The sequence below is a fragment of the Ruegeria arenilitoris genome (assembly GCF_013032445.1).
In the GTDB taxonomy this organism is placed as follows: domain Bacteria; phylum Pseudomonadota; class Alphaproteobacteria; order Rhodobacterales; family Rhodobacteraceae; genus Ruegeria; species Ruegeria arenilitoris_F.
Genome location: NZ_WQCA01000009.1, coordinates 95,784 through 116,653, shown reverse-complemented (window position 1 = coordinate 116,653; position 20,870 = coordinate 95,784). Strand labels below are relative to the sequence as shown.

Annotated in this window: 23 protein-coding genes; 12 read left to right on the top strand and 11 right to left on the bottom strand. The window is 60.0% G+C overall.

What is annotated here, in order from left to right; genetic code table 11:
- Positions 1 to 4 precede the first annotated feature (4 nt).
- From GOW98_RS14635 to argH, 5 genes are all read right to left on the bottom strand, one after another.
- Positions 5 to 2,542 (bottom strand): TIGR02302 family protein, encoded by a 2,538-nt coding sequence (locus GOW98_RS14635; RefSeq protein WP_367646853.1) that lies wholly within the window; start codon positions 2,540 to 2,542, stop codon positions 5 to 7.
- A gap of 36 nt (positions 2,543 to 2,578) precedes the next feature.
- Positions 2,579 to 3,844 (bottom strand): diaminopimelate decarboxylase, encoded by a 1,266-nt coding sequence (gene lysA, locus GOW98_RS14630; RefSeq protein ID WP_170333316.1) that lies wholly within the window; start codon positions 3,842 to 3,844, stop codon positions 2,579 to 2,581.
- 65 nt (positions 3,845 to 3,909) lie between these two features.
- On the bottom strand, positions 3,910 to 4,059 hold the full coding sequence (locus GOW98_RS14625) for a hypothetical protein (RefSeq protein WP_170333313.1): 150 nt from the start codon (positions 4,057 to 4,059) through the stop codon (positions 3,910 to 3,912).
- Between the two features lie 80 nt (positions 4,060 to 4,139).
- Positions 4,140 to 4,322, bottom strand: a complete 183-nt coding sequence (locus GOW98_RS14620; RefSeq protein ID WP_170333310.1) for an argininosuccinate lyase — start codon at positions 4,320 to 4,322, stop codon at positions 4,140 to 4,142.
- Complete coding sequence (argH, locus tag GOW98_RS14615; protein WP_170333308.1) at positions 4,322 to 5,710, bottom strand: argininosuccinate lyase; 1,389 nt, start codon at positions 5,708 to 5,710, stop codon at positions 4,322 to 4,324. The genes GOW98_RS14620 and argH overlap by 1 nt, the downstream gene beginning before the upstream one ends.
- 21 nt (positions 5,711 to 5,731) lie before the next feature.
- Between argH and GOW98_RS14610 the strand changes: the two genes are divergently transcribed.
- From GOW98_RS14610 to yddG, 11 genes are all read left to right on the top strand, one after another.
- Positions 5,732 to 6,298: a TlpA disulfide reductase family protein gene (locus GOW98_RS14610; RefSeq protein ID WP_170333306.1), complete on the top strand. Its 567-nt coding sequence runs from the start codon at positions 5,732 to 5,734 to the stop codon at positions 6,296 to 6,298.
- Positions 6,299 to 6,364: 66 nt separating this feature from the next.
- Positions 6,365 to 6,730, top strand: a complete 366-nt coding sequence (locus GOW98_RS14605) for a hypothetical protein (RefSeq protein WP_170333304.1) — start codon at positions 6,365 to 6,367, stop codon at positions 6,728 to 6,730.
- 89 nt (positions 6,731 to 6,819) lie between these two features.
- Positions 6,820 to 7,149 carry a hypothetical protein gene (locus GOW98_RS14600; RefSeq protein ID WP_170333301.1) on the top strand — a complete coding sequence of 110 codons (330 nt, stop codon included), beginning with the start codon at positions 6,820 to 6,822 and terminating at the stop codon, positions 7,147 to 7,149.
- Between the two features lie 59 nt (positions 7,150 to 7,208).
- Positions 7,209 to 7,595 (top strand): hypothetical protein, encoded by a 387-nt coding sequence (locus GOW98_RS14595; protein ID WP_170333299.1) that lies wholly within the window; start codon positions 7,209 to 7,211, stop codon positions 7,593 to 7,595.
- A complete protein-coding gene (locus GOW98_RS14590; RefSeq protein ID WP_170333296.1) occupies positions 7,592 to 8,563 on the top strand; it encodes a sterol desaturase family protein in 972 nt (323 codons plus the stop codon). Before GOW98_RS14595 ends, GOW98_RS14590 begins: the two co-directional genes overlap by 4 nt.
- Before the next feature lie 93 nt (positions 8,564 to 8,656).
- Positions 8,657 to 8,845: a hypothetical protein gene (locus GOW98_RS14585; protein WP_170333294.1), complete on the top strand. Its 189-nt coding sequence runs from the start codon at positions 8,657 to 8,659 to the stop codon at positions 8,843 to 8,845.
- A 91-nt stretch (positions 8,846 to 8,936) separates the two neighbouring features.
- Positions 8,937 to 9,770 carry an EAL domain-containing protein gene (locus GOW98_RS14580; protein ID WP_170333292.1) on the top strand — a complete coding sequence of 278 codons (834 nt, stop codon included), beginning with the start codon at positions 8,937 to 8,939 and terminating at the stop codon, positions 9,768 to 9,770.
- Between the two features lie 184 nt (positions 9,771 to 9,954).
- Positions 9,955 to 11,130, top strand: a complete 1,176-nt coding sequence (locus tag GOW98_RS14575; protein WP_170333291.1) for an acetyl-CoA C-acetyltransferase — start codon at positions 9,955 to 9,957, stop codon at positions 11,128 to 11,130.
- A gap of 187 nt (positions 11,131 to 11,317) precedes the next feature.
- The gene (gene phbB, locus GOW98_RS14570; protein WP_170333290.1) at positions 11,318 to 12,040 is read left to right on the top strand and encodes an acetoacetyl-CoA reductase; all 723 of its coding nucleotides are present in this window, start codon (positions 11,318 to 11,320) and stop codon (positions 12,038 to 12,040) included.
- A 300-nt stretch (positions 12,041 to 12,340) separates the two neighbouring features.
- Entirely contained in the window at positions 12,341 to 13,288 is a 948-nt protein-coding gene (locus tag GOW98_RS14565) for a transcriptional regulator GcvA (protein WP_170333289.1), read from the top strand.
- Complete coding sequence (gene yddG, locus GOW98_RS14560; protein WP_170333287.1) at positions 13,285 to 14,151, top strand: aromatic amino acid exporter YddG; 867 nt, start codon at positions 13,285 to 13,287, stop codon at positions 14,149 to 14,151. Before GOW98_RS14565 ends, yddG begins: the two co-directional genes overlap by 4 nt.
- On the opposite strand, the gene GOW98_RS14555 is transcribed toward yddG, so the two are convergent.
- The 3 genes from GOW98_RS14555 to GOW98_RS14545 form a co-directional block, all read right to left on the bottom strand.
- A complete protein-coding gene (locus GOW98_RS14555; RefSeq protein ID WP_170327212.1) occupies positions 14,148 to 14,312 on the bottom strand; it encodes a YdcH family protein in 165 nt (54 codons plus the stop codon). The genes yddG and GOW98_RS14555 overlap by 4 nt on opposite strands.
- A gap of 121 nt (positions 14,313 to 14,433) precedes the next feature.
- Entirely contained in the window at positions 14,434 to 15,207 is a 774-nt protein-coding gene (locus tag GOW98_RS14550; RefSeq protein ID WP_170333285.1) for a tRNA1(Val) (adenine(37)-N6)-methyltransferase, read from the bottom strand.
- Entirely contained in the window at positions 15,204 to 15,419 is a 216-nt protein-coding gene (locus GOW98_RS14545; protein WP_170333283.1) for a putative signal transducing protein, read from the bottom strand. The genes GOW98_RS14550 and GOW98_RS14545 overlap by 4 nt, the downstream gene beginning before the upstream one ends.
- Positions 15,420 to 15,474: 55 nt before the next feature.
- Between GOW98_RS14545 and GOW98_RS14540 the strand changes: the two genes are divergently transcribed.
- Positions 15,475 to 16,473: a polyprenyl synthetase family protein gene (locus GOW98_RS14540; RefSeq protein ID WP_170333281.1), complete on the top strand. Its 999-nt coding sequence runs from the start codon at positions 15,475 to 15,477 to the stop codon at positions 16,471 to 16,473.
- Here GOW98_RS14540 and GOW98_RS14535 read toward each other — a convergent pair.
- The 3 genes from GOW98_RS14535 to GOW98_RS14525 form a co-directional block, all read right to left on the bottom strand.
- Positions 16,466 to 17,287, bottom strand: a complete 822-nt coding sequence (locus GOW98_RS14535; RefSeq protein ID WP_170333278.1) for a 4-(cytidine 5'-diphospho)-2-C-methyl-D-erythritol kinase — start codon at positions 17,285 to 17,287, stop codon at positions 16,466 to 16,468. The two genes, GOW98_RS14540 and GOW98_RS14535, sit on opposite strands and share 8 nt — an antisense overlap.
- Entirely contained in the window at positions 17,277 to 18,989 is a 1,713-nt protein-coding gene (locus tag GOW98_RS14530; protein WP_170333275.1) for a tetratricopeptide repeat protein, read from the bottom strand. Before GOW98_RS14530 ends, GOW98_RS14535 begins: the two co-directional genes overlap by 11 nt.
- 104 nt (positions 18,990 to 19,093) lie before the next feature.
- Positions 19,094 to 20,740: an electron transfer flavoprotein-ubiquinone oxidoreductase gene (locus GOW98_RS14525; protein ID WP_170333253.1), complete on the bottom strand. Its 1,647-nt coding sequence runs from the start codon at positions 20,738 to 20,740 to the stop codon at positions 19,094 to 19,096.
- Between the last annotated feature and the right edge of the window lie 130 nt (positions 20,741 to 20,870).

Genomic DNA, 20,870 nt, shown 5'->3' with positions numbered 1-20,870 from the left:
TAGGCTAGAACCGCTCCAGCAGCCGCTTGAGGTATTCCAGCTCGATCTGAGGTCGGTCCGTCTCACCGGTACGACGGCGGATTTCGTCCAGCAATTCACGGGCGCGGCGATAGACATCTTCGCCCTGCAACAGACTTTCATCGGTTGAGATTGTCCCGTTCGCCCCCGGACTGCGGCCCAGAGGATCGCGGTTATTGGCTTGCATGTCGCCTTCCTGCGACCCCTGACCGGGCTGGTTTTGTTGGTTCTGGGCCAATGCCTCGCCCAAAGACCGCATACCTTCGCGCAGCGCTTCCATAGCTTCCGACTGGCGATCAATGGCTTCGGCCAGATCATCGCCGCGCAATGCCTCTTCGGCTTCGTCCATGGCTCGGCCCGCACGGCCCAGCGCCTCGCGCGCATCCTCGCCTTCCTGCGTACCCGCACCGGGTAGGTTCTGCTGCTGACGGCCCAATTCGTCACGCAACGCTTGCTGGCGGTCAGCCAGTGATCCCTGACCCTGTTGGCTGCCGCCATCTTGATCCGAACCGCGTCCGCCCTGGCCTTCATGGCTTTGCCCCCGGCCCTGACCGCCGCTGCGACCCTCATTGCCCTGGCTTTCCCCTGCTTGTGCACCGGGGTTGAACTGTTCCTGCAGATCACGGAAAGCCTGATCGCTGAGTCCCTGCTGTTCGCGCAGGGTTTCGGCCAACCCCTCCATGGCCTGCTGGCCTTCGGATTGCTGGCCCTGACCCTGACCTTGAGTGACGCGCATGTTTTCCATCATCTGCTGGAACTCTTCCAACGCCTGCTGCGCCTCGGCCATGCGGCCCTGTTCCATCAGCTCCTGAATGCGGTCCATCATCCGTTGCAGGTCGTCCTGCGTCATCTGCATGGTCTCGCCGTTCTGGCCCTGCTGGTTTTCGTCAAACTCGCCGCTTTCCTGCGCCAGACGTTGCAACTGACGCATGTAATCCTGCGTCGCCTCGCGCAGCTCCTGCATCAGCTCAGCAATCTCCTCGTCCGAGGCGCCGTTCTTCATCGCCTCTGACAGGCGCTCCTGCGCCCGGCGCATCCGTTCAAGTGCATCGGCCAGCGTACCCTCTTCGATAATGACCGCCAGATCCCACAGGGCTTGCGCGATCTCTTCCTGCTGTTTGGGCTTAAGGTCGTACTCAGTGAGTGCCTCAAGCCGACGCAAAGTGACACGCAGGCGCAGATAAGCGGTATCCGAGCGGAAGAACCCCTCGGGCAGGTGCGAAACCGCGCGCAGTAACTGGGCAACCCGCGGCGCGTTGTCCCGCGACCATAGCAAATCGCGGCGCTGTTCGATCACCGCAGCCGCCAGCGGATCAAAGAACCTGCGCGCGGGCAGCTTGGTCATATAGGATTCCGACTGGCTTTCCTGGTCTGCGGCATCCCGCGCTGTCAGGGTGATTGTCACCGGCAGATGCGCCCAGGGATGCTGCGAGAAATCTTCGATCAGATCCTCAGTGAAATCGGCCCGGTCGCCAGCGATCGGCATCGGCAGTTCAACCTCAATTACCTCGCGTGCCTCGGGTGCTATGGTCAGGCCATAGCGGCGATCTACCGAAGCAAGGTCCAGATCAATCGTAGCGGTGCCGGACACTACGCCATAGTCGTCACTGGCAGCAAAGGGCAGCTTCATCTGCCCGCCCGCCTCGGCCTCGGCCACATCCGCGACACCAATGCTGGGCGCGGTATCCTGAACCACGTCCAGCGCCCAGTCGCGCCCGGACGGGCCCGCAATCTTCATCTGCCCCGAACGTTCGACGACAAATTCCTGTTCCGGCTCAGTCGCGTTCTGAGTGCCCAAGGGCGTAGTTGTTTCCGTCAGGCTATGGGCGCCGACCTCGCCATAAAACCGCAGGGTAATGCGGCTGCCCTGAGGGACAAAAAGCGTCGGATCGGATTGATCCGCCAGATAGAGCGTCGGCAGGCCGGTGTAACGCGGCGGCTCGACCCAACCCTCCCAGCTGGGCCCCTGCCCTGCGATCGCTGCGCCCGGCGCCATTTCGGCCACCGACCCGATACGCCAGAACGAGCCGAACAGGCATGCGATCACCAGAGCCAGCAGTGCAGAATAGCGCAGGGCATAGGGGTCGCGGTCAGCCAGCCGCAGATCAGGCTTGACCGGATCGGCCTGCGCCGCCCGCTGTGCCATACGGGTCTGGTGCGCGTGCCAAAGCGCAACCGAATCCGCATCCATCGCGCCGATGGCCTGTTCATCTATCAGCGCCTGAATCGGACGGCCAGACAGTGAGGCATCCAGCCGCATCAACGCCTCGGCCCGTGACGGCAGATGGAATCGCCTTACGCCAAAGATCAGCGTCGCAAGCAGCCCCAAAAGGGCCAACGCGCCCAAGATCCAGACCAGTTCGACCGGAACATGGTCTTGCAACCCCAGCATCAAAACGGCCAAAATGGCCATGAAACCCGAGAAAAACGGCCAAAACGCGCGTAAAACCTGCTCGGCCAGCATCCCTGCATGCGTCAGCCACAGGGAAAATCTTGGGATCGGCAGGTTCGGTCTTGCGGTCAAGGCGGGCCTCCTGAGCAGGCCCGCACGGTCATCGCGTCAGAGCCACTCGGGTATGGTATCGCGGTTTATGATTTCGTCAAAGGTTGGCCGTTCACGAATTACGGCAAATTGATCCCCATGCACCAGAACCTCGGGGATCAGGGGCCGGGTGTTGTATTCGCTCGACATCACCGCACCATAGGCCCCGGCGCTGCGGAAGGCGACCAGATCACTAGCCATAAGCGGTGGCATGTTGCGCTGTTTGGCAAATGTATCGCCGGTTTCACAGACAGGGCCGACAATATCGTAGGGCTGCTGTTCGACGCCTGGTTCGGGCTCTTGAACAGCGACGATATCGTGGTGCGCCTCGTACATCGCGGGGCGGATCAGGTCGTTCATGGCCCCGTCGAGGATCAGGAAATCGCGGCCCTCACCGGATTTCACATAGATCACCTTGCTGACCATCAGACCGGCATTGCCCGCGATCAGGCGGCCGGGCTCTATCTCGATCTCGCAACCCAAATGGCCCAGAGTCTTCTTGATCAGCGCGCCATATTCCACCGGCAGCGGCGGCGCGTCGTTGGCGCGGGTGTAGGGAATGCCCAAGCCACCGCCCAGATCGAGGCGGCGGATGTTATGGCCTTCGGCGCGCAGCTGCTCGGTCAGCTCGGCGACCTTGGTATAGGCCAGTTCGAACGGCTCAAGCTCGGTCAATTGCGAACCGATATGGACGTCGATGCCGATCACCTCCAACCCCGGCAGGGTGGCGGCGTGGGCATAAACCTCGGATGCGCGGGCGATGGGGATGCCGAACTTGTTTTCTGACTTGCCGGTAGCGATCTTGGCGTGGGTTTTGGCATCCACATCCGGGTTTACTCGTACAGTGATCGGCGCAACGACACCCAGCTCAAGAGCAATGGCGTTGATCACTTCCATCTCGGGCTCGGATTCGACGTTGAACTGGCGGATGCCGCCGGTCAGCGCGGTGCGAATTTCATCTGCCGTTTTACCAACGCCCGAGAACACGATCTTGTCGCCGGGCACTCCTGCGGCCTTGGCACGCAGGTATTCCCCGCCCGAGACCACATCCATCCCCGCGCCCGCCTGCGCCAGCGTCCTCAGTATCGCCTGGTTGCTAGCGGCCTTCATCGCATAGCAGACAAGATGATCCGTACCCTCGAGCGCGTCATCAAACAGCTTGAAATGCCGCAACAGCGTCGCCGTTGAATAGACGTAGAAAGGGGTTCCGACCGCGGCTGCGATCTCGGAAACTGGTACATCCTCGGCGTAAAGCGCGCCGTCGCGGTAGAGAAAGTGATCCATGACTGCGCGCTTAGACCAAAACCGCCCAGCGGATCAATGGATTCCACACTGTCGGGTAAATTCCGTCACTTGGTCGTCGACACGCCGACCCGTCCGTAGCCCGATATGGAAATGCCCGACCCGCCCGAATTCGCCTGAGGCTCAGGGCGGGGTTTGTAGGAAGGATCGCAAGCCGCAAGAACAGCTAAGGAAAGGATCAGGCCAAAAAACTTCATGGTGTCGACTTATGAATTGTACGGCTCAAGGCAGGTTATGAAATCCGCATAAAAAATGCGGCAGGCTGATTGCAAAGTGATCAAACACCCAGATAAACGCCCAGTCCGCCGCGCCAGAATCCGACGCCGCCGCCAACATGTGTGCCGCTCGACCCAACGCCGACTCCCAAGCTGGCGGTTGGCTGTATTGGTTCCCCATCAGCACCGCAGGCGGCCAGCACAAACCCGGCCGCGATCAACAGGATCACACGTAGTGTTTGCATCACGCCATCTCCTTCCATCGCTTGATCTGGGCACGCACCTGATCGGGTGCCGTACCGCCGTAGGACTGGCGCGAGTTTACCGAGTTTTCAACGGTAAGGACAGAATAGACGTCATTAGTGATATCTGCATGCACCGACTGCATGTCCTCAAGCGTGAGATCAGGCAGATCGCAACCTTGGGTTTCCGCCATTGCCACCAGCGACCCGGTGACATGGTGTGCATCGCGGAACGGCAGGCCCAACACGCGCACCAGCCAGTCGGCCAGATCGGTCGCGGTCGAGAAGCCCGAACCGGCAGCTGCGGCAAGACTATCCCGGTTGGCGGTCATGTCCTTGACCATGCCTTCCATCGCCGCCAGTGCCAGCATCCAGTTGTCGGCGGCGTCAAAGACCTGTTCCTTGTCTTCCTGCATGTCCTTGGAATAGGCCAACGGTAGGCCCTTCATTACCATCATAAGTGCGGTGTTTGCACCGAAGATGCGGCCCACTTTGGCGCGGATCAGCTCTGCCGCGTCGGGGTTCTTCTTCTGCGGCATGATCGATGACCCGGTCGAGAACCGATCGGACAGCGTAACAAACCGGAACTGGGCCGAAGACCAGATCACCAGTTCCTCGGCAAAACGCGACAGGTGCACGGCGCAGATCGAGGCGGTCGACAGGAACTCCAGCGCGAAATCGCGGTCGCTAACCGCATCCAGCGAATTCGCCGCAGGGCGGTCAAAGCCAAGTGCCTCAGCCGTCATATGGCGGTCGATGGGAAAAGACGTTCCGGCCAGCGCAGCGGCCCCCAGCGGAGATTCATTCATCCGAGCGCGCGCATCACGGACACGCGACAGATCACGGCCGAACATCTCGACATAGGCCATCATATGGTGGCCCCATGTGACCGGCTGCGCGGTTTGCAGATGGGTAAAGCCCGGCATGACCCAATCGGCGCCCGCCTCAGCCTGCGCCAAAAGCGCACGGATCAGGGCCAGCAGGCCGGTTTCGGCAGCATCCAATTGATCGCGGACCCAGAGTTTGAAATCAGTCGCTACCTGGTCATTCCGGCTGCGGCCCGTGTGTAAACGGCCCGCGGGCTCACCAATTACCTCTTTCAGCCGCGCCTCGACATTCATGTGGATGTCTTCCAGCGCGGTCGAGAACTGAAATTCTCCGTTCTGGATTTCTGACAAAACGGTGAGCAGCCCTTCCCGAATAGCTTCGGCGTCACTATCACTTATGACGCCTGTGGCGGCCAACATGGCGGCATGGGCGCGCGAGCCTGCAATGTCCTGGGCTGCCATCCGCTGATCGAACCCGATCGAGGCGTTGATTGCCTCCATGATCGCGTCTGGACCGGCGGCAAAGCGGCCGCCCCACATCTGGTTCGAGGATTGATCGGTCATGTAAGAAAACCCGGAGTTGATATGCGCCTATTTCGTCTGATCCCCCTTTATATGGCCCTTGCGCTGGGTGCAAACGCGGCTTTGGCCACGGATGCGGAAACTCTGGGCCCGCTGCGCGACGGCACGCTGAAACGGCTGATCCTGCACAAGGAACCCAAACCCCATGAACTGGTCGAATTCCAGCTGGAAGATGACGGCGGCACCGCGACGCTTGAGGATTACAAAGGCAAATACGTTCTGCTGAACTTCTGGGCCACATGGTGTGCGCCCTGCCGCAAGGAAATGCCCCAGATTGCCGAGCTGCAGGCCGAGTTCGGCGGCGACAAGTTCGAGGTACTGACCCTCGCCACCGGGCGCAACTCGCCCGCAGGGATCAAAAAGTTCTTCGAAGAGAACGGCATCGAAAACCTGCCCCGCCATCAGGACAAGGGCTCGGCCGTGGCGCGGGAATTCGGCGTGATCGCCCTGCCGATCACGGTGATCCTTGATCCCAATGGCGACGAGATCGCCCGGCTGATCGGCGACGCAGAATGGAATTCGGACAGCGCCAAGGCGATCGTTTCGACGCTGGTGGGTGCTGAAAGTTAATGCCTGCGTCCGTGGTGACCCGAATCGTGCTATTCTCCCGATCTCAATTGTTTTGGGGGAATAGTAATGACTGGATTAAAACTGGTACCAATTGTTGCGGCCGCATTGATAGTTGCGGGGACGGCTCAGGCTGACTTTAAGAGGGTCAAAACAGCCGACCAGTTCAACAAAGAACTTGTCGGCAAAAAACTCGTCGATGACCAAGGCAATGTCTTTATTGCCAATGCAGATGGTACAATCTCGGCTAAGTTGACCAACGGGAAAAAGTTCAGCGGCAACTGGGTGTGGAACAAGAAATTCTGGTGCCGCAATGGTGTGCTGGATGGCAAAGCCCTTGGCACTGATTGTCAGGTTTTCGAAGTGGACGGGACCACCGTAAAAATGACGCGTGAGAAGGGCAAGGGAAGTTCGACGATCTACACGCTGCAATAGCCAATCACACTTCTGATCGAATTCCATGCTAATCTAACGTTACCGCCATCCAAACCGTTGGCGGTGCGAAACTGGATACGGAGGCGACTATGAAACCCGTCGTTCTGTTGATTGGCCGCTTGCCCAACGTCATCGGCGACGTGGCGCGGCAGTTGGACCACATGCCGATCCAATGGCTGGGCGCGCATGACCCCGATGAGGTCCGGCGGCAACTGGATGCCGAGCCCCGGATTGTCTGCGCCATCATGGGCGCCGGTCTGGATGACAAGATACGCGGCGAGTTGGTGGGCATCATCGCCGCCCGCAGGCCGGATATCTGCATTCACCTCAAGGATCGGGCGTCCGGCCCTGACGGTCTGGTGCCCTTTGTCGAACGTGTCGTGCAGCACGAAATCCTCGAGACGCTCGAAACTGGCTGACGCCACGCAACCTTTGACAGCATCCTGACCGCTCTGCACTCTGCGGGCGGGAGGACGGAATGCCGCTTGAAATACTGCTGGTTCTGGTTGTCGGAGGCATCGTCGGCGTAACGGTGATGCTGCATTTGACCGGACTGTCCAAGATGCGTGAACTGACGCCTGAGACAGCGCGCTCGGAGTGGTTGCGCCATGCGCCTGACGACGAAATCATCGACATCACCATTGCCCACAACAAACACGCGGCCCTGATCCGCACCGAGACCGGCAACGGGCTGCTGTGGTCCTTTGGCGCCGATACCGTGGCGCGGCATCTGCTGGATTTCGACTGGCTGGATCACCCCGATGGGTTTGAAATCCAATTCCACGACTTCGGCACACCCAAAGCCATCATCCGCCTAGACGAATTCGAACGCCCCCATTGGGAACTTCTGATGGACCCCGCATGACCGACCAAATAACCTTCCCCGATGCCGTGCAATGGGCGGTGCCCTTCTTTATCGCCGCCATTCTAGCCGAATTCCTGTGGATCGCCATCAAAGGCAAAGGCGGCCGGTATGAGACGCGCGATGCGGTGACCTCGCTGGTGATGGGGGCAGGAAACATCGCCTCGGGCTTTTTGCTGGGCTTCATCGCTTATGCGTTCTTCATGTGGCTGTGGCAGATCACGCCGCTGAACCTGGGCACCTCGATCCCGGTGATCATCCTGTGCTTTGTGCTGGACGACCTGCGGTATTACTGGGTGCATCGCTTTGGCCATCGCATCCGCTGGGTCTGGGCCAGCCATGTGAACCACCACAGCTCGCAGCATTACAACCTAACCACCGCGCTACGGCAAACCTGGACCTATACCTTCACCTTCATGATGGTGGTGCGCGCGCCACTGATCCTGCTGGGTTTTCACCCGGCGATGGTACTGTTCTGCGGCGGTCTGAACCTGATCTACCAGTTCTGGATTCACACCGAAGCCATCGGCAAGATGCCCCGCTGGTTCGAGGCGGTAATGAACACGCCGAGCCACCATCGCGCCCATCACGGCCGCAACGCACGCTATCTGGATTGCAACTACGCAGGCGTCTTCATCATCTGGGACAAGATGTTCGGGACTTTCGTGCCGGAACAAGAGGATGACCGGGTCGATTACGGGCTGGTCCACAATATCGGCACGTTCAACCCGCTGCGCGTGGCCTTTCACGAATGGGTCAGCATCTGGCGCGACGCGACCCAACCCGGGCTGACCTTGCGCGAACGTCTGGCCTATTGCTTTGCACCGCCGGGCTACAGCCACGACGGCAGCCGCGAGAGCTCGGAAGAAATCAAAGCTAAGCACCTGGCCAGGCATCCGGAAGATCGCGGAACGCCCGGATTTGAGCAATTTGAGGCCAAAACGCCCAATACGCAGGCAAAACAGGCTTAAATCCGCCGGTCCGACGCCCCCCTGTCCTTGAAAGCGTGATTTCACATTCCATATTCAGCGGATGTGATACGTATCGAGTAGCCGGAGGCCGACATGTCCAGATTGACAACCGCATCAACCGTTCTTGGTCTGGTCGGGCTGGTTATGGCAATGCTGACGGCACTAGCAGACGGCGCGCCCAGCATCATCGCGCTGGGATTTATTATGCTGGCACTGGGCTTCATGGGCGCCGTGTTTAGCGCAGCAGCAGCTTTGGGCCGCGTCTGGGAAACGACACGCTAAGCCGCATCAAATTCGCATCCCTTAACCACAGATTCATAGTTTTGCCCTGAAATCAGACCCCAAGCGGCGACGTAAGGGGAATGGCAAAGCGATGCGGGACAAAAAACAGGCGGATATGCCCGAGGGCGCGGAAAGCCCGCTGAATGCGGCCGTGGCATCCCGCGATACGTCCACGGTCCAGATGGCGACCGAAGCGGTAAAGCACAAACAGTGCAAGCTGGCCTTTCAGCCCATCATGCAGGCGCATCCCCCGTTCGGCGTAGCCTTTTACGAAGGGTTCATCCGGGTGCTGGACGAAACCGGGCGGGTCATCCCCGCGCGCGATTTCATGCCGCAACTGGAAAACACTCCCATCGGGCGGGATCTGGATTGTGTCGCGCTGGAAATGGGGCTGCGGACGTTGGCCAGAAACCCTGACATCCGACTGTCGATCAACATGTCCGCCCGTTCGATCGGGTATGCGCGGTATTCGCGGGTGCTGGACCGGTTTCTGAAGAAAGACGCAAGTATCGGCGAGCGGCTGATTCTGGAGATCTCGGAAAGTTCGGCGATGACGGTGCCGGAACTGGTGATCGATTTCATGGACCGGCTGCAACCGCGCGGCGTCGCCTTTGCACTGGACGATTTTGGCGCCAGCAACTTTAGTTTCCGCCATTTCCGAGAGTTTCTGTTCGATGCCGCCAAGATCGACGGGCAATTCGTACGCGGCATCAGCGACAATCCCGACAATCAGGCTCTGGTCCGCGCCCTGGTCGCCGTGGCCCGCGAATTCGAGATTCTGGTGACGGCCGAATCGGTCGAAACCAAGGCAGATGCCGAATTCCTTGTGGCCAATGGCGTGGACTGTTTACAGGGCTTTTTGTTCGGTGCCCCCACTGTCTCGGCTCCTTGGAAAGGTGAAAAACCACAGAAAACAGGTAGCTAACCAAGCAAAAACTGACCTAGGGGCACCCTGAGACAAGGTGACCGTTGCTGCGTTTGCAGCATTACGCTATGCCATGTGAAGTTGGAGCGGGGGATCAGGAGGCGCTCTGGTTCACAGGGGCTTTGCCTTTGCGATCCGCGCCGTTACGGTTCCCACAGGACCTTGATGGTAAAGGATTGTCTATATGACCAACGTAGTAATCGCATCCGCAGCACGCACAGGCGTCGGCAGTTTTGGCGGCTCGTTTGCAAACACACCCGCACATGATCTGGGCACTGCCGTGCTTGAGGCCGTCGTCGAACGCGCCGGTGTTGAAAAGGGTGAGGTAAGCGAAACCATCATGGGTCAGGTGCTGACGGCCGCTCAGGGTCAGAACCCGGCGCGTCAGGCACATATCAATGCCGGTCTGCCGCAGGAAAGCGCGGCCTGGGGCATCAACCAGGTTTGTGGTTCGGGCCTGCGTGCAGTTGCTTTGGGTGCGCAGCACATTCAGCTGGGCGATGCTGAGATCGTGGCCGCTGGCGGTCAGGAAAACATGACCCTCTCGCCCCACGCCGCAGCCCTGCGCGCCGGTCACAAGATGGGCGACATGAAATATATCGACACGATGATCCGCGATGGTCTGTGGGATGCCTTCAACGGCTATCACATGGGTCAGACCGCGGAGAACGTGGCCGAGAAGTGGCAGATCAGCCGCGACATGCAGGACGAATTCGCCGTCGCCTCGCAGAACAAGGCGGAAGCTGCGCAAAACGCCGGCAAGTTCGCAGATGAAATCGTGCCCTTCACCATCAAGACCCGCAAGGGTGACATCGTGATGGATAAGGATGAGTACATCCGTCACGGCGCTACCATGGAAGCGATGGCAAAACTGCGCCCCGCTTTCACCAAAGACGGTTCGGTCACCGCGGCCAACGCCTCGGGCCTGAACGACGGTGCCGCGGCAACCCTGCTAATGTCGGCCGAAAACGCCGAGAAGCGCGGGATTGAGCCTCTGGCACGTATCGCCTCTTACGCAACTGCCGGTCTGGACCCGTCGATCATGGGCGTCGGCCCAATCTACGCGTCGCGCAAGGCGCTGGAAAAGGCAGGCTGGTCCGTCGACGATCTGGATCTGGTCGAAGCCAACGAAGCCTTCGCCGCGCAGGCCTGCGCCGTGAACAAGGACATGGGTTGGGACCCGTCGATCGTGAACGTGAACGGCGGCGCAATTGCGATCGGTCACCCGATCGGCGCATCTGGCTGCCGCGTTCTGAACACGCTGCTGTTCGAAATGAAGCGCCGTGATGCGAAAAAGGGTCTGGCGACCCTCTGCATCGGCGGCGGCATGGGTGTCGCCCTCTGCGTGGAGCGCGACTAAGTGCGTTGACAACTAATCATAAAAGGGCGTCCTATGGGCGCCCTTTTTTGTTACAATCCAGCTTTACACCTTAGATGCGACAATATCACCAGACAGAAAGTCACAATCGAACACGAAACGATATTGCGCAGCAATCTCTCTCAGAGTAACAGAATTACCAAGTCAGACTAAATTGGAGGAGTCCTCAATGGCACGTACAGCACTCGTTACCGGCGGTTCCCGCGGCATCGGCGCAGCAATTTCCAAGGCGCTTAAGGCCGAAGGGTATAATGTTGCAGCCACCTATGCCGGGAACGACGAAGCGGCGGCAAAATTCACCGAGGAAACCGGCATCGCCACCTACAAGTGGAACGTGGCCGATTACGACGAATCCAAAGCAGGCCTCGAAAAGGTTGAGGCCGAGGTTGGCCCGATCGACATCGTGGTCGCCAATGCGGGCATCACTCGTGATGCGCCGTTCCACAAGATGACCCCGGAACAGTGGCACCAGGTGATCGACACCAACCTGACCGGCGTGTTCAACACCGTGCACCCCGTCTGGAACGGTATGCGCGAGCGCAAATTTGGCCGCGTGATCGTCATCAGCTCGATCAACGGTCAGAAAGGTCAGTTTGCGCAGGTGAACTATGCCGCGACCAAAGCGGGCGATCTGGGCATCGTCAAGTCGCTGGCGCAGGAAGGCGCGCGCGCAGGCATCACCGCCAACGCGATCTGCCCCGGTTACATCGCGACCGAAATGGTCATGGCAGTTCCGGAAAAAGTTCGCGAATCCATCATCGGCCAGATCCCGGCCGGTCGTCTGGGTGAGCCCGAGGAAATCGCCCGCTGCGTGGCGTTCCTGGCGTCGGATGATTCTCAGTTCATCAACGGCTCGACCATTTCGGCCAACGGTGCGCAATTCTTCGTCTGATCCGAAGATCCTGCAAGAAATCGGGCCGGCCCTTTTGGGCCGGCCCTTTTGCATCCCGTAAGAACGCGCGCGCTGCGCTCAGCGGGAACCGAACAGCCATTTCAAGGCATTGTTGATTGCGCGGGACCGTTCCAGATGCGCACGCTGAAAGGCGCGGGCGGTGGCCAGGTTGGTGGTGACCTCAATCATGGCAGTCTTCCTTTCAGTTCAACTCTGTTTGACTTAAACTGAATATGAACCCTACATTCCAAGTTGACAAACGAGGTTTCTACGGGTTTCAGTTAAGAATTTCTTGATATCATGAGCACATCCCTTCCCCCTCTGACCGCCCTGCGCGCCTTTGATGCCGCCGCACGGCACATGTCCTTTTCCAAAGCGGCTGACGAATTGCACGTTACCCCCGCAGCACTGTCCTTTCAGATCAAATCGCTGGAGGAACATCTGGGCCGCCCCCTGTTTCACCGCCTGAACCGCGCGGTGGAACTGACCGAGGCCGGACGTGCCCTCGCCCCCGGCGCGGCGGAGGGGTTTGCGACGCTGCAGGCAGCATGGCAGGCGACCCGGCGGCAGGGCAACGACACCAGCCTAACGGTGACCGCGGGCCCTGCGCTGACGGCCAAGTGGCTGGCGCCGCGGCTTTATGATTTTGCCCGGTCGCATCCAGAGATCGACCTCAAGTTTTCGGCCACCCTGCGGATCGTTGATCTGGAACGCGATGATGTGGATGTGGCCATCCGCTTTGGCTATGGCCCGGATGAGGGGTTGTATTCCGTCCCCGTCCGCAAAGAATGGCTGACCCCTGCGATGACCCCCGAACTGGCTGAACAGTTTCCGACAGTCGAAAGCCTGAAGAATGCGCCGTTGATCCACGACGACTCGATTGCGTTTTTGCGGCCGCGTTGTGACTGGCCTACCTGGTTCCGGGCTGTGGGGACCGATTTCACACCCGAGCATGGCGCGCGATTCTCCAACGCCGATCACGCGATTGATGCCGCCGTTGCGGGCGTTGGGGTGGTGCTGGGCCGCCGCGCGATGATCCTGAAAGACATGACCGAAGGGCGATTGATCGCCCCCTTCAAGGTCGCCATCGAAACCCGGGGGCGATTCCGCTTTCTTTGCCTGCCCGGCGCCGAAAACCGACCCCAAATCGCGGCCTTTCGCGATTGGTTCGTTGCCGAGATCGAGAAAACCGCGCATATCTCGGACGACTTCAAGATCATCCCGGTGGAAGACGTCCCGACCCCATGACCAAAACACGCGCAACCGCCATCGGATTCATAGCCGTTTTGCTGTGGTCCTTATTGGCCTTGTTCACCGTGGGCTCGTCTCCGACACCGCCATTGCTGCTGAACACCATCTGCTTTTCGATTGGAGGCACGCTGGGCCTGATTTGGACCGGGGCCAATGGTGGGCTGCGCCAGTTGCGCGCCGTGCCCTGGACGACATACCTGTTTGGCACCGCAGGGTTGTTTGGCTATCACGCGCTGTATTTCTCGGCCCTGCGCATGGCCCCGGCAGCCGAGGCCGGGTTGATCGCCTATCTCTGGCCGCTGCTGATCGTGCTGTTTTCCGGACTGCTGCCGGGAGAGCACCTGCGCCTCGGACATCTGCTCGGTGCCTGCCTTGGCTTTGCCGGGGCGGCGGTGATCATTACCGGGGGCGGCAGTATGGGGTTTCAGACCGATCACCTGCCGGGCTATGGGCTGGCGCTGCTCTGCGCGCTGACATGGTCGGGCTACTCGGTCCTGTCGCGCCGGTTGGGGGATACACCGACCAGTTCAGTCGCCGTGTTTTGCATCGCCGCAGCGGTTGCCTCGGGCCTGCTGCATCTGGCGGTCGAAGACACCGTGTGGCCCGATAGTGCTATCGGCTGGGCCTCGGTCGCAGCACTTGGGCTGGGGCCGGTTGGGCTGGCGTTTTATGTCTGGGATATCGGGGTCAAGCAGGGCGACATTCAGATGTTGGGCACGGCGTCCTATGCGGCACCCCTGTTGTCTACTCTGGCTTTGGTTGTGGCCGGGATCGCCGCCCCATCCTGGGGTCTGGCGATCGCGGCTGTTTTAATCACTGGCGGCGCGGCGATTGCTGCGCGGGCCAGTATGAGACGCTAGTTCGACAATCGCTCGATCTCTTCCTTAAGCCTAAGCTTCTGCTTTTTTAGCTGAGCAATATGGAGATCGTCGATGCCAGGCGAGCGTTGGGCTTGTTCAACTTCTAGACCGAGAGATTCGTGCTTTTTCTTCAGTTCGGTCAGGTGTGCGCTCACGCTCATGGCGATACTCCTCTGTTGGTGTCTGAGTTTCACGTAAGAAGTTGACCACATCGTTTCCACCCTGTCACGCTGCAGACGCACAGATTCTGTCACAAATCCGACAAATTCGGCTGGTTACTGCCTATTGGTTGAATTTGCCGCAGATCGCGGCCCCGTCGCGCAGTACGGCCGAGACCTGAGTCGTATAGCTTTCGCCATCTTTTTCGTGGCGATCACCTGCGTGTAAAATCAGTGGCGAGTGCAGCCGAAATGCCGCCCGACCACCCTTTCTGGCTCGTAAAATCACCAACTCAGTAGCCCTACCGGCGCGCGCGACCAGCGGCAGCACCTCGACCGAGCCCAGACGCCCGGCGCAGCCCGCCAGCATATCGGGCAAACGGTCGGCCTTTTGGATCATGTGCAGATAGCCACGTGGCGCGAGGCGTTTGGCAGCAACGTCGAACCAATCTACCAGAGGCGTCTCTTCTCCCAAAGCCACGCTGCGCCCTTTATCCGTTGCCGGGCTATGTGCCCCGGCCCGATAGTAGGGCGGATTGGCGATCACATGGTCGAATTGCCGCTGCTTCAGGTCGGCAGGCAGAGCATTCAGGTCGGCTTCAATCACCTCAAGTGACGCCCCGTTTTCCGCTGCGTTTCGACGCGCCAGTTCGGCATAGGCAGGTTGCAGTTCCGCGCCCACCCCCTGCAGCCCGGACACTCGGGCCAACAGGCACAGGATCGCTGCACCGGCCCCGCATCCCAGTTCCAGCACGGTGTGACCACTGGCCGCTGGGACCGAAGCCGCCAGCAGCACCGGGTCCACCCCCGCCCGATAGCCCGAACGCGGTTGCCACAGGCGCACCCGTCCGTTCATAAAGTCGTTAAGGGTCAGATCACTATCAGGAAACAGGTTCATCGTCCCAGCGGGATATCATTGTCGCGCATCACGCGTTCCGCCCGGGTCAGGTCGTCGGTCCGCACCATCAGACGGCGGGGGAAGATTCCGATACCACCTTCGAGGATGCTCATATTTACGTCCATCTGAAAGCAGTCTATATCCTCTCCCTCAAGAAGGGCCGAAGCAAAGGCCAGGATCGTTGGATCGGTGCTGCGCAAAAGTTCTTTCATGAGAAGGATCTAAGGGCAAGGTAGACCGAAAGTCGAGCCTTGTATCAGGAGTGTGATGGATATCGACACGATCACAAAACCGCATGAGCGGCTGGCGGAAATTCTGGCTGGCGAAATGGACGCGGTCAATGAGCTGATCCGCACGCGCATGGCCTCTGAGCACGCGCCGCGCATTCCCGAGGTCACCGCGCACCTGGTTGAGGCCGGCGGCAAGCGCCTGCGTCCGATGCTGACGCTGGCCGCAGCCCGTCTGTTCGGTTACCCGGGCGACCACCATGTGCGTCTGGCCGCAACGGTCGAATTTATCCACACCGCCACCCTTCTGCATGACGACGTGGTGGACGAAAGCGCCCAGCGGCGCGGGCGGCCCACGGCAAACCTGTTGTGGGACAACAAATCCAGTGTTCTGGTCGGCGATTATCTGTTCTCCCGCAGCTTCCAGTTGATGGTTGAGACCGGATCGCTGCGGGTTCTGGACATTCTGGCCAATGCCTCGGCCACCATTGCCGAGGGCGAAGTGCTGCAGATGACCGCCGCCACTGATCTGGGTACGGATGAGGGGGTCTATCTGCAAGTCGTACGCGGCAAGACCGCCGCGCTGTTTTCGGCTGCAACCGAGGTTGGCGGCGTGATCGCAGGCGCATCCGAAGAGCAGGTCAAGGCATTGTACAACTATGGCGATGCGCTGGGGATTGCCTTCCAGATCGCCGATGATCTTCTGGATTATCAGGGCGATAGCAAAGCCACCGGCAAGAATGTCGGAGACGATTTCCGCGAGCGCAAGCTGACTCTGCCAGTGATCAAGGCCGTGGCGCAGGCCACCCCCGAAGAACACGCTTTTTGGGAGCGCACTATTGGCCGGGGCCGTCAGGAAGACGGTGATCTGGACCACGCGCTGGGTCTGATGGGTAAATACGGCACTCTGGACGCCACCCGCGCGGAGGCATTTGGATGGGCTGCCAAGGCCAAAGCGTCGCTGGACGCCCTGCCCGATCACGAGATCCGAACCCTGCTACGCGACCTGGCCGATTACGTGGTCTCACGCCTTAACTAAGCTGCGTCGCACGGCACCACCAATTAGGATGGGCCGCGCCGATCTCATAGGCCGCGAAATGCGCGTCTTTCATCGTTGGATACAACGCGAAACAGGTCGATCCTGACCCCGACATGCGGGCCAGAAGGGCGTTTTTAGTGTCTGCCAGTTCCTCAAGCACACGGGCCACATCCGGGGCCAGTCCGGTAGTGGGCAGCTCAAGGTCATTGCGCTGATCCAGCAACCACGCGCCACAGTCCTCGGGCGTGTTGAAGGCTGGTATTACGCCCGGCATGGGCGGGTTGTCACGGCTGGCCAAAGCCGAGAACACCGCGCCCGTGGGCACTTCGACGCCGGGATTGACTAGCAGCGCGGGCAATGGGGGCAAGGTGATAGCGTCCAACTGTTCGCCGATACCCCGCATCCGCGCGCCGGACGCCAACATGCAAACCGGAACATCCGCACCCAGAGACAGCGCGGCATCCGACGAGACGGCCTCTCCCTGATCAGCAACCATCCGCAAAGTCGCCGCAGCGTCCGAGGACCCGCCACCGATTCCGCCACCATGCGGCAGCACCTTGTTCAGGTCGATGTGTCCGGTCCAGCCCACAGCCTCGGCGGCTTTCCAAACCAGATTGCGGTTGTCCGTGGGCACGCCTGCGGCGTGTTCACCAGTAACCGCCATCGACAATGCAGGACCGGAAGTGAACTCCAGCGTGTCGCCAACATCGGCGAACACCACTAGAGAATCCAGCAGGTGATAGCCGTCCGGCCGTTGGCCGGTCACATGCAGGGTCAGGTTGATCTTGGCGGGCGCGAAGGCCTTAATTGCCATTGGCGACCTTCAACGGCTCGGCCCCTTCTTCGGCCAGAACCGCATCCAGCCCAATTTCCAGCTTGCGGCGGATGCGCTCGGGGTCAGCCTCACCATCCGTGTCTGTCGGATCGATGAAGGACAGGGCGCGGCTCCACTGGAATTCCGCTTCACGCCCACGGCCCACAGCCCAGTAAACGTCACCCAGATGGTCGTTCACCACCGGATCGACCGGCATCAGCTCAACCGCGCGCTCCATATGATCGACCGCTTCATCATATCGGCCCAGACGGAACAGAACCCAGCCCAGACTGTCGACGATATAACCACTGTCGGGCCGCGCCGCGACGGCACGTTCGATCATGTCCAGCGCTTCGTCCAGTTTCTCGCGCCGTTCGACCAGCGAATAGCCCAGATAGTTGAGCACCTGCGGCTGATCCGGGTTCAATTCCAATGCACGGCGGAAATCGGCCTCAGCCTGATCCCAGTTCTTCAGCCGCTCATGCGAGATACCGCGGGCATAGTGCAGAAACCAGTTGCCGCCCGTACTGCCCTCGGTCAGATCAATGGCCCTGTCATAAGAACCAACAGCCGCAGCGTAGTCCTCTTGCTGACGCTGCAGATCGGCCAGCGCCACATGCACGCTGGGCAGGTTCGGGCTTTGGCTGGCGAGCGTTTGCAGAACTTCGGCCGCAGCATCTTTTTTGCCCCAGCGGCTGAGCACCTCTGCCCGGCCCAGTTCAGCAGCGTGGTAATCGCTGCTGCTGGTCGGCACTTTGCGATAGGCGGCCACCGCCAGATCATATTGCTCCAGATCGTCCAGCAACTCGGCGCTCAGCAGAATCGCGTCCACATGATCGGGGCGCAGGAACGTGGCAATACGGGCATAAAGCAGGACGTAGTTCTGCGCCGCCTCGTTACTGAGTGCGGCACCGACGGAAAAGAAAACTTCGGCCATACCGTCCTGAGCCGATTGCGCATGCGTGAAGGGCAATGTTTCATTGGCGTTCAGACGCTCGACATAGCCTTCGATGGACGGATCGCTACCGGCGGCAAAGACCTCTGCCAGAAACTGCAACGCCTCTTCGTGGCGATCCAGTTGCGAAAGGACCTCGGCCCGGGCTAAGGCTGCGCGACGCGAAAAGCGGGCGACAGCGCCTTCATGCGCCGTGAACACCTCTTCAGCCCCTTCGAAATCGCCCACCGAGGCAAGCGCCAGCGCCTTGTGGTACAGCGCAAAGTCCCGCAACCCGTCTTGCGTGGAAACCTCGTCGAATTGCTCCATCGCGCGTGTCATGGCGCCTTGACCGATATAGGCCCAGCCCATCATAAGCCCGTCGACCAGAGGCCCCACGCCCTGTGTTTCGTGATCCAGCGCCAACAGGTCGTCCAGCTTGCCCTCGGCCCCCAGATTGGCGGTGATCACCATCCGGGCCGCTTGGCTGGGCAGCCCCATATCCGCGATCGCCTGTGCTACCGGCAAGGTGCGCTGAACGTCACCCAAGGACAAGCGGGCGACAACAACGCTCTCTAACAATCCTGCATTTTCAGGATCAGCCTTCAGGGCCTGAGCAAAGTACTTCTCGGCTGCGGTATAATCGTTCGCGTAGATCGCCTGACGGCCGGCCAGATAGGCACCGGACCCGTTATCCGCATGAACCGGAAGTACAAAAGACGAGGTGAACAGCACAGCCAGCGCTGCGCGACGAACCAGAGAAGCCACCAAAATCCTGCCTTGCTATTCTTGTCTGCGCTTCAAGCTAGGGCTTTGGTTGGCAAGAGGCAATGGCAGAGCCTTCACGACCCTGCCAGTGCCCGTTTTTTCGCTTACATGTTTGGATAGTTCGGGCCATCCCCGCCCTGCGGCGTGGTCCAAGTGATGTTCTGGCTGGGGTCCTTGATATCGCAGGTTTTGCAGTGGACGCAGTTCTGGAAGTTGATCACGAATCGCGGACCTTCTTCGTCCTCGACCATCTCGTACACACCTGCCGGACAGTAGCGCTGCGCCGGTTCGTCGAACTTGGGCAGGTTGACCTTCACCGGGATGTCCGGGTCTGTCAGCTTCAGATGACAAGGCTGGCTTTCCTCATGGTTGGTCATCGCAAACGAGACGTTGGTCAGGCGGTCGAAGGACAGCGTGCCATCAGGCTTGGGATAGTCGATCGGCTTATGCTTGCTGGCCTCTTCGGTCGACTGGGCGTCGTTCTTGCCGTGACCAACCGTGCCGAACAACGAGAAGCCCAGCGTGTTGGTCCACATGTCCAGACCACCCAGCATCAGCGATGCGGTCAGACCCCATTTCGACCAGATTGGTTTGACGTTACGCACTTTTTTCAGGTCTGCGCCGATCGGGCCTTCACGCACGTCAACTTCATAGGCGGTCAGTTCATCGCCCGAACGGTCGGCCTTGATGGCGTCATAGGCGGCCTCGGCTGCGGCTTTACCGGACAGCATGGCGTTGTGGTTGCCCTTGATGCGCGGCACGTTGACCATACCGGCCGAGCAGCCCAGCAGCGCCACACCCGGAGCCACCAGTTTCGGCATCGACTGATAGCCGCCCTCGGTGATCGCACGGGCACCGTAGGCGACGCGCTTGCCGCCTTTCAGCAGCTCGGCCACCATCGGGTGATGCTTGAAGCGCTGGAACTCCATGTACGGATACAGGTGCGGGTTCTTGTAGTTCAGGTGAACCACGAAGCCGACATAGACCTGATTGTTTTCCAGGTGATAGATGAACGACCCGCCGCCTGCGTTGCTGCCCAGTGGCCAACCCATGGTGTGCGTAACCGAGCCTTCCTTGTGTTTGGCCGGGTCGATCTCCCAGATCTCTTTCATGCCGACGCCGTATTTCTGCGGCTCTTTGCCGGCAGACAGGTCGTATTTCGCGATGACTTCCTTGGACAACGAGCCACGGACACCTTCCGACAGGAAGACGTATTTGCCGTGCAGTTCCATCCCCGGCTCAGTGCCCGGACCGTAGGACCCATCGGGTTCCAGACCGAAGACACCGGCAACCACGCCTTTGACTTCGCCGTTTTCGCCATAAACCAGTTCCGAGCACGCCATGCCCGGGAAGATTTCAACGCCCAGCTCTTCGGCTTGTTCGGCCATCCAACGGCAGACATTGCCCATCGAGACGATGTAATTGCCGTGGTTGTTCATCAGCGGCGGCATCGGGAAGTTGGGGATACGGATCTTGCCCGCCTCACCCAGCATGTAGAAGTTGTCTTCGTGCACCGGCACGTTCAGCGGCGCGCCTTTTTCCTTCCAATCCGGGATCAGCGCGTCCAGACCACAGGGGTCCAGAACCGCACCCGACAGGATATGTGCGCCCACTTCGGAACCCTTTTCAAGAACGACAACATTCAGGTCGGCATCCAGCTGTTTCAGACGGATGGCCGCCGACAGGCCCGCGGGGCCTGCACCCACGATCACCACATCGTATTCCATCGCTTCGCGTTCAATCTCGGCCATCGCGGGCTCCTTAGCTAACTTTTCCGAATTGGCGCTTTCACTGCGTGGTCTGCGCAATATTGTTTCACGGCTGATTACATGGTCTGAAAGACCTTGGTCAATCAAAACACGGCGTAACATTGCTGCAATG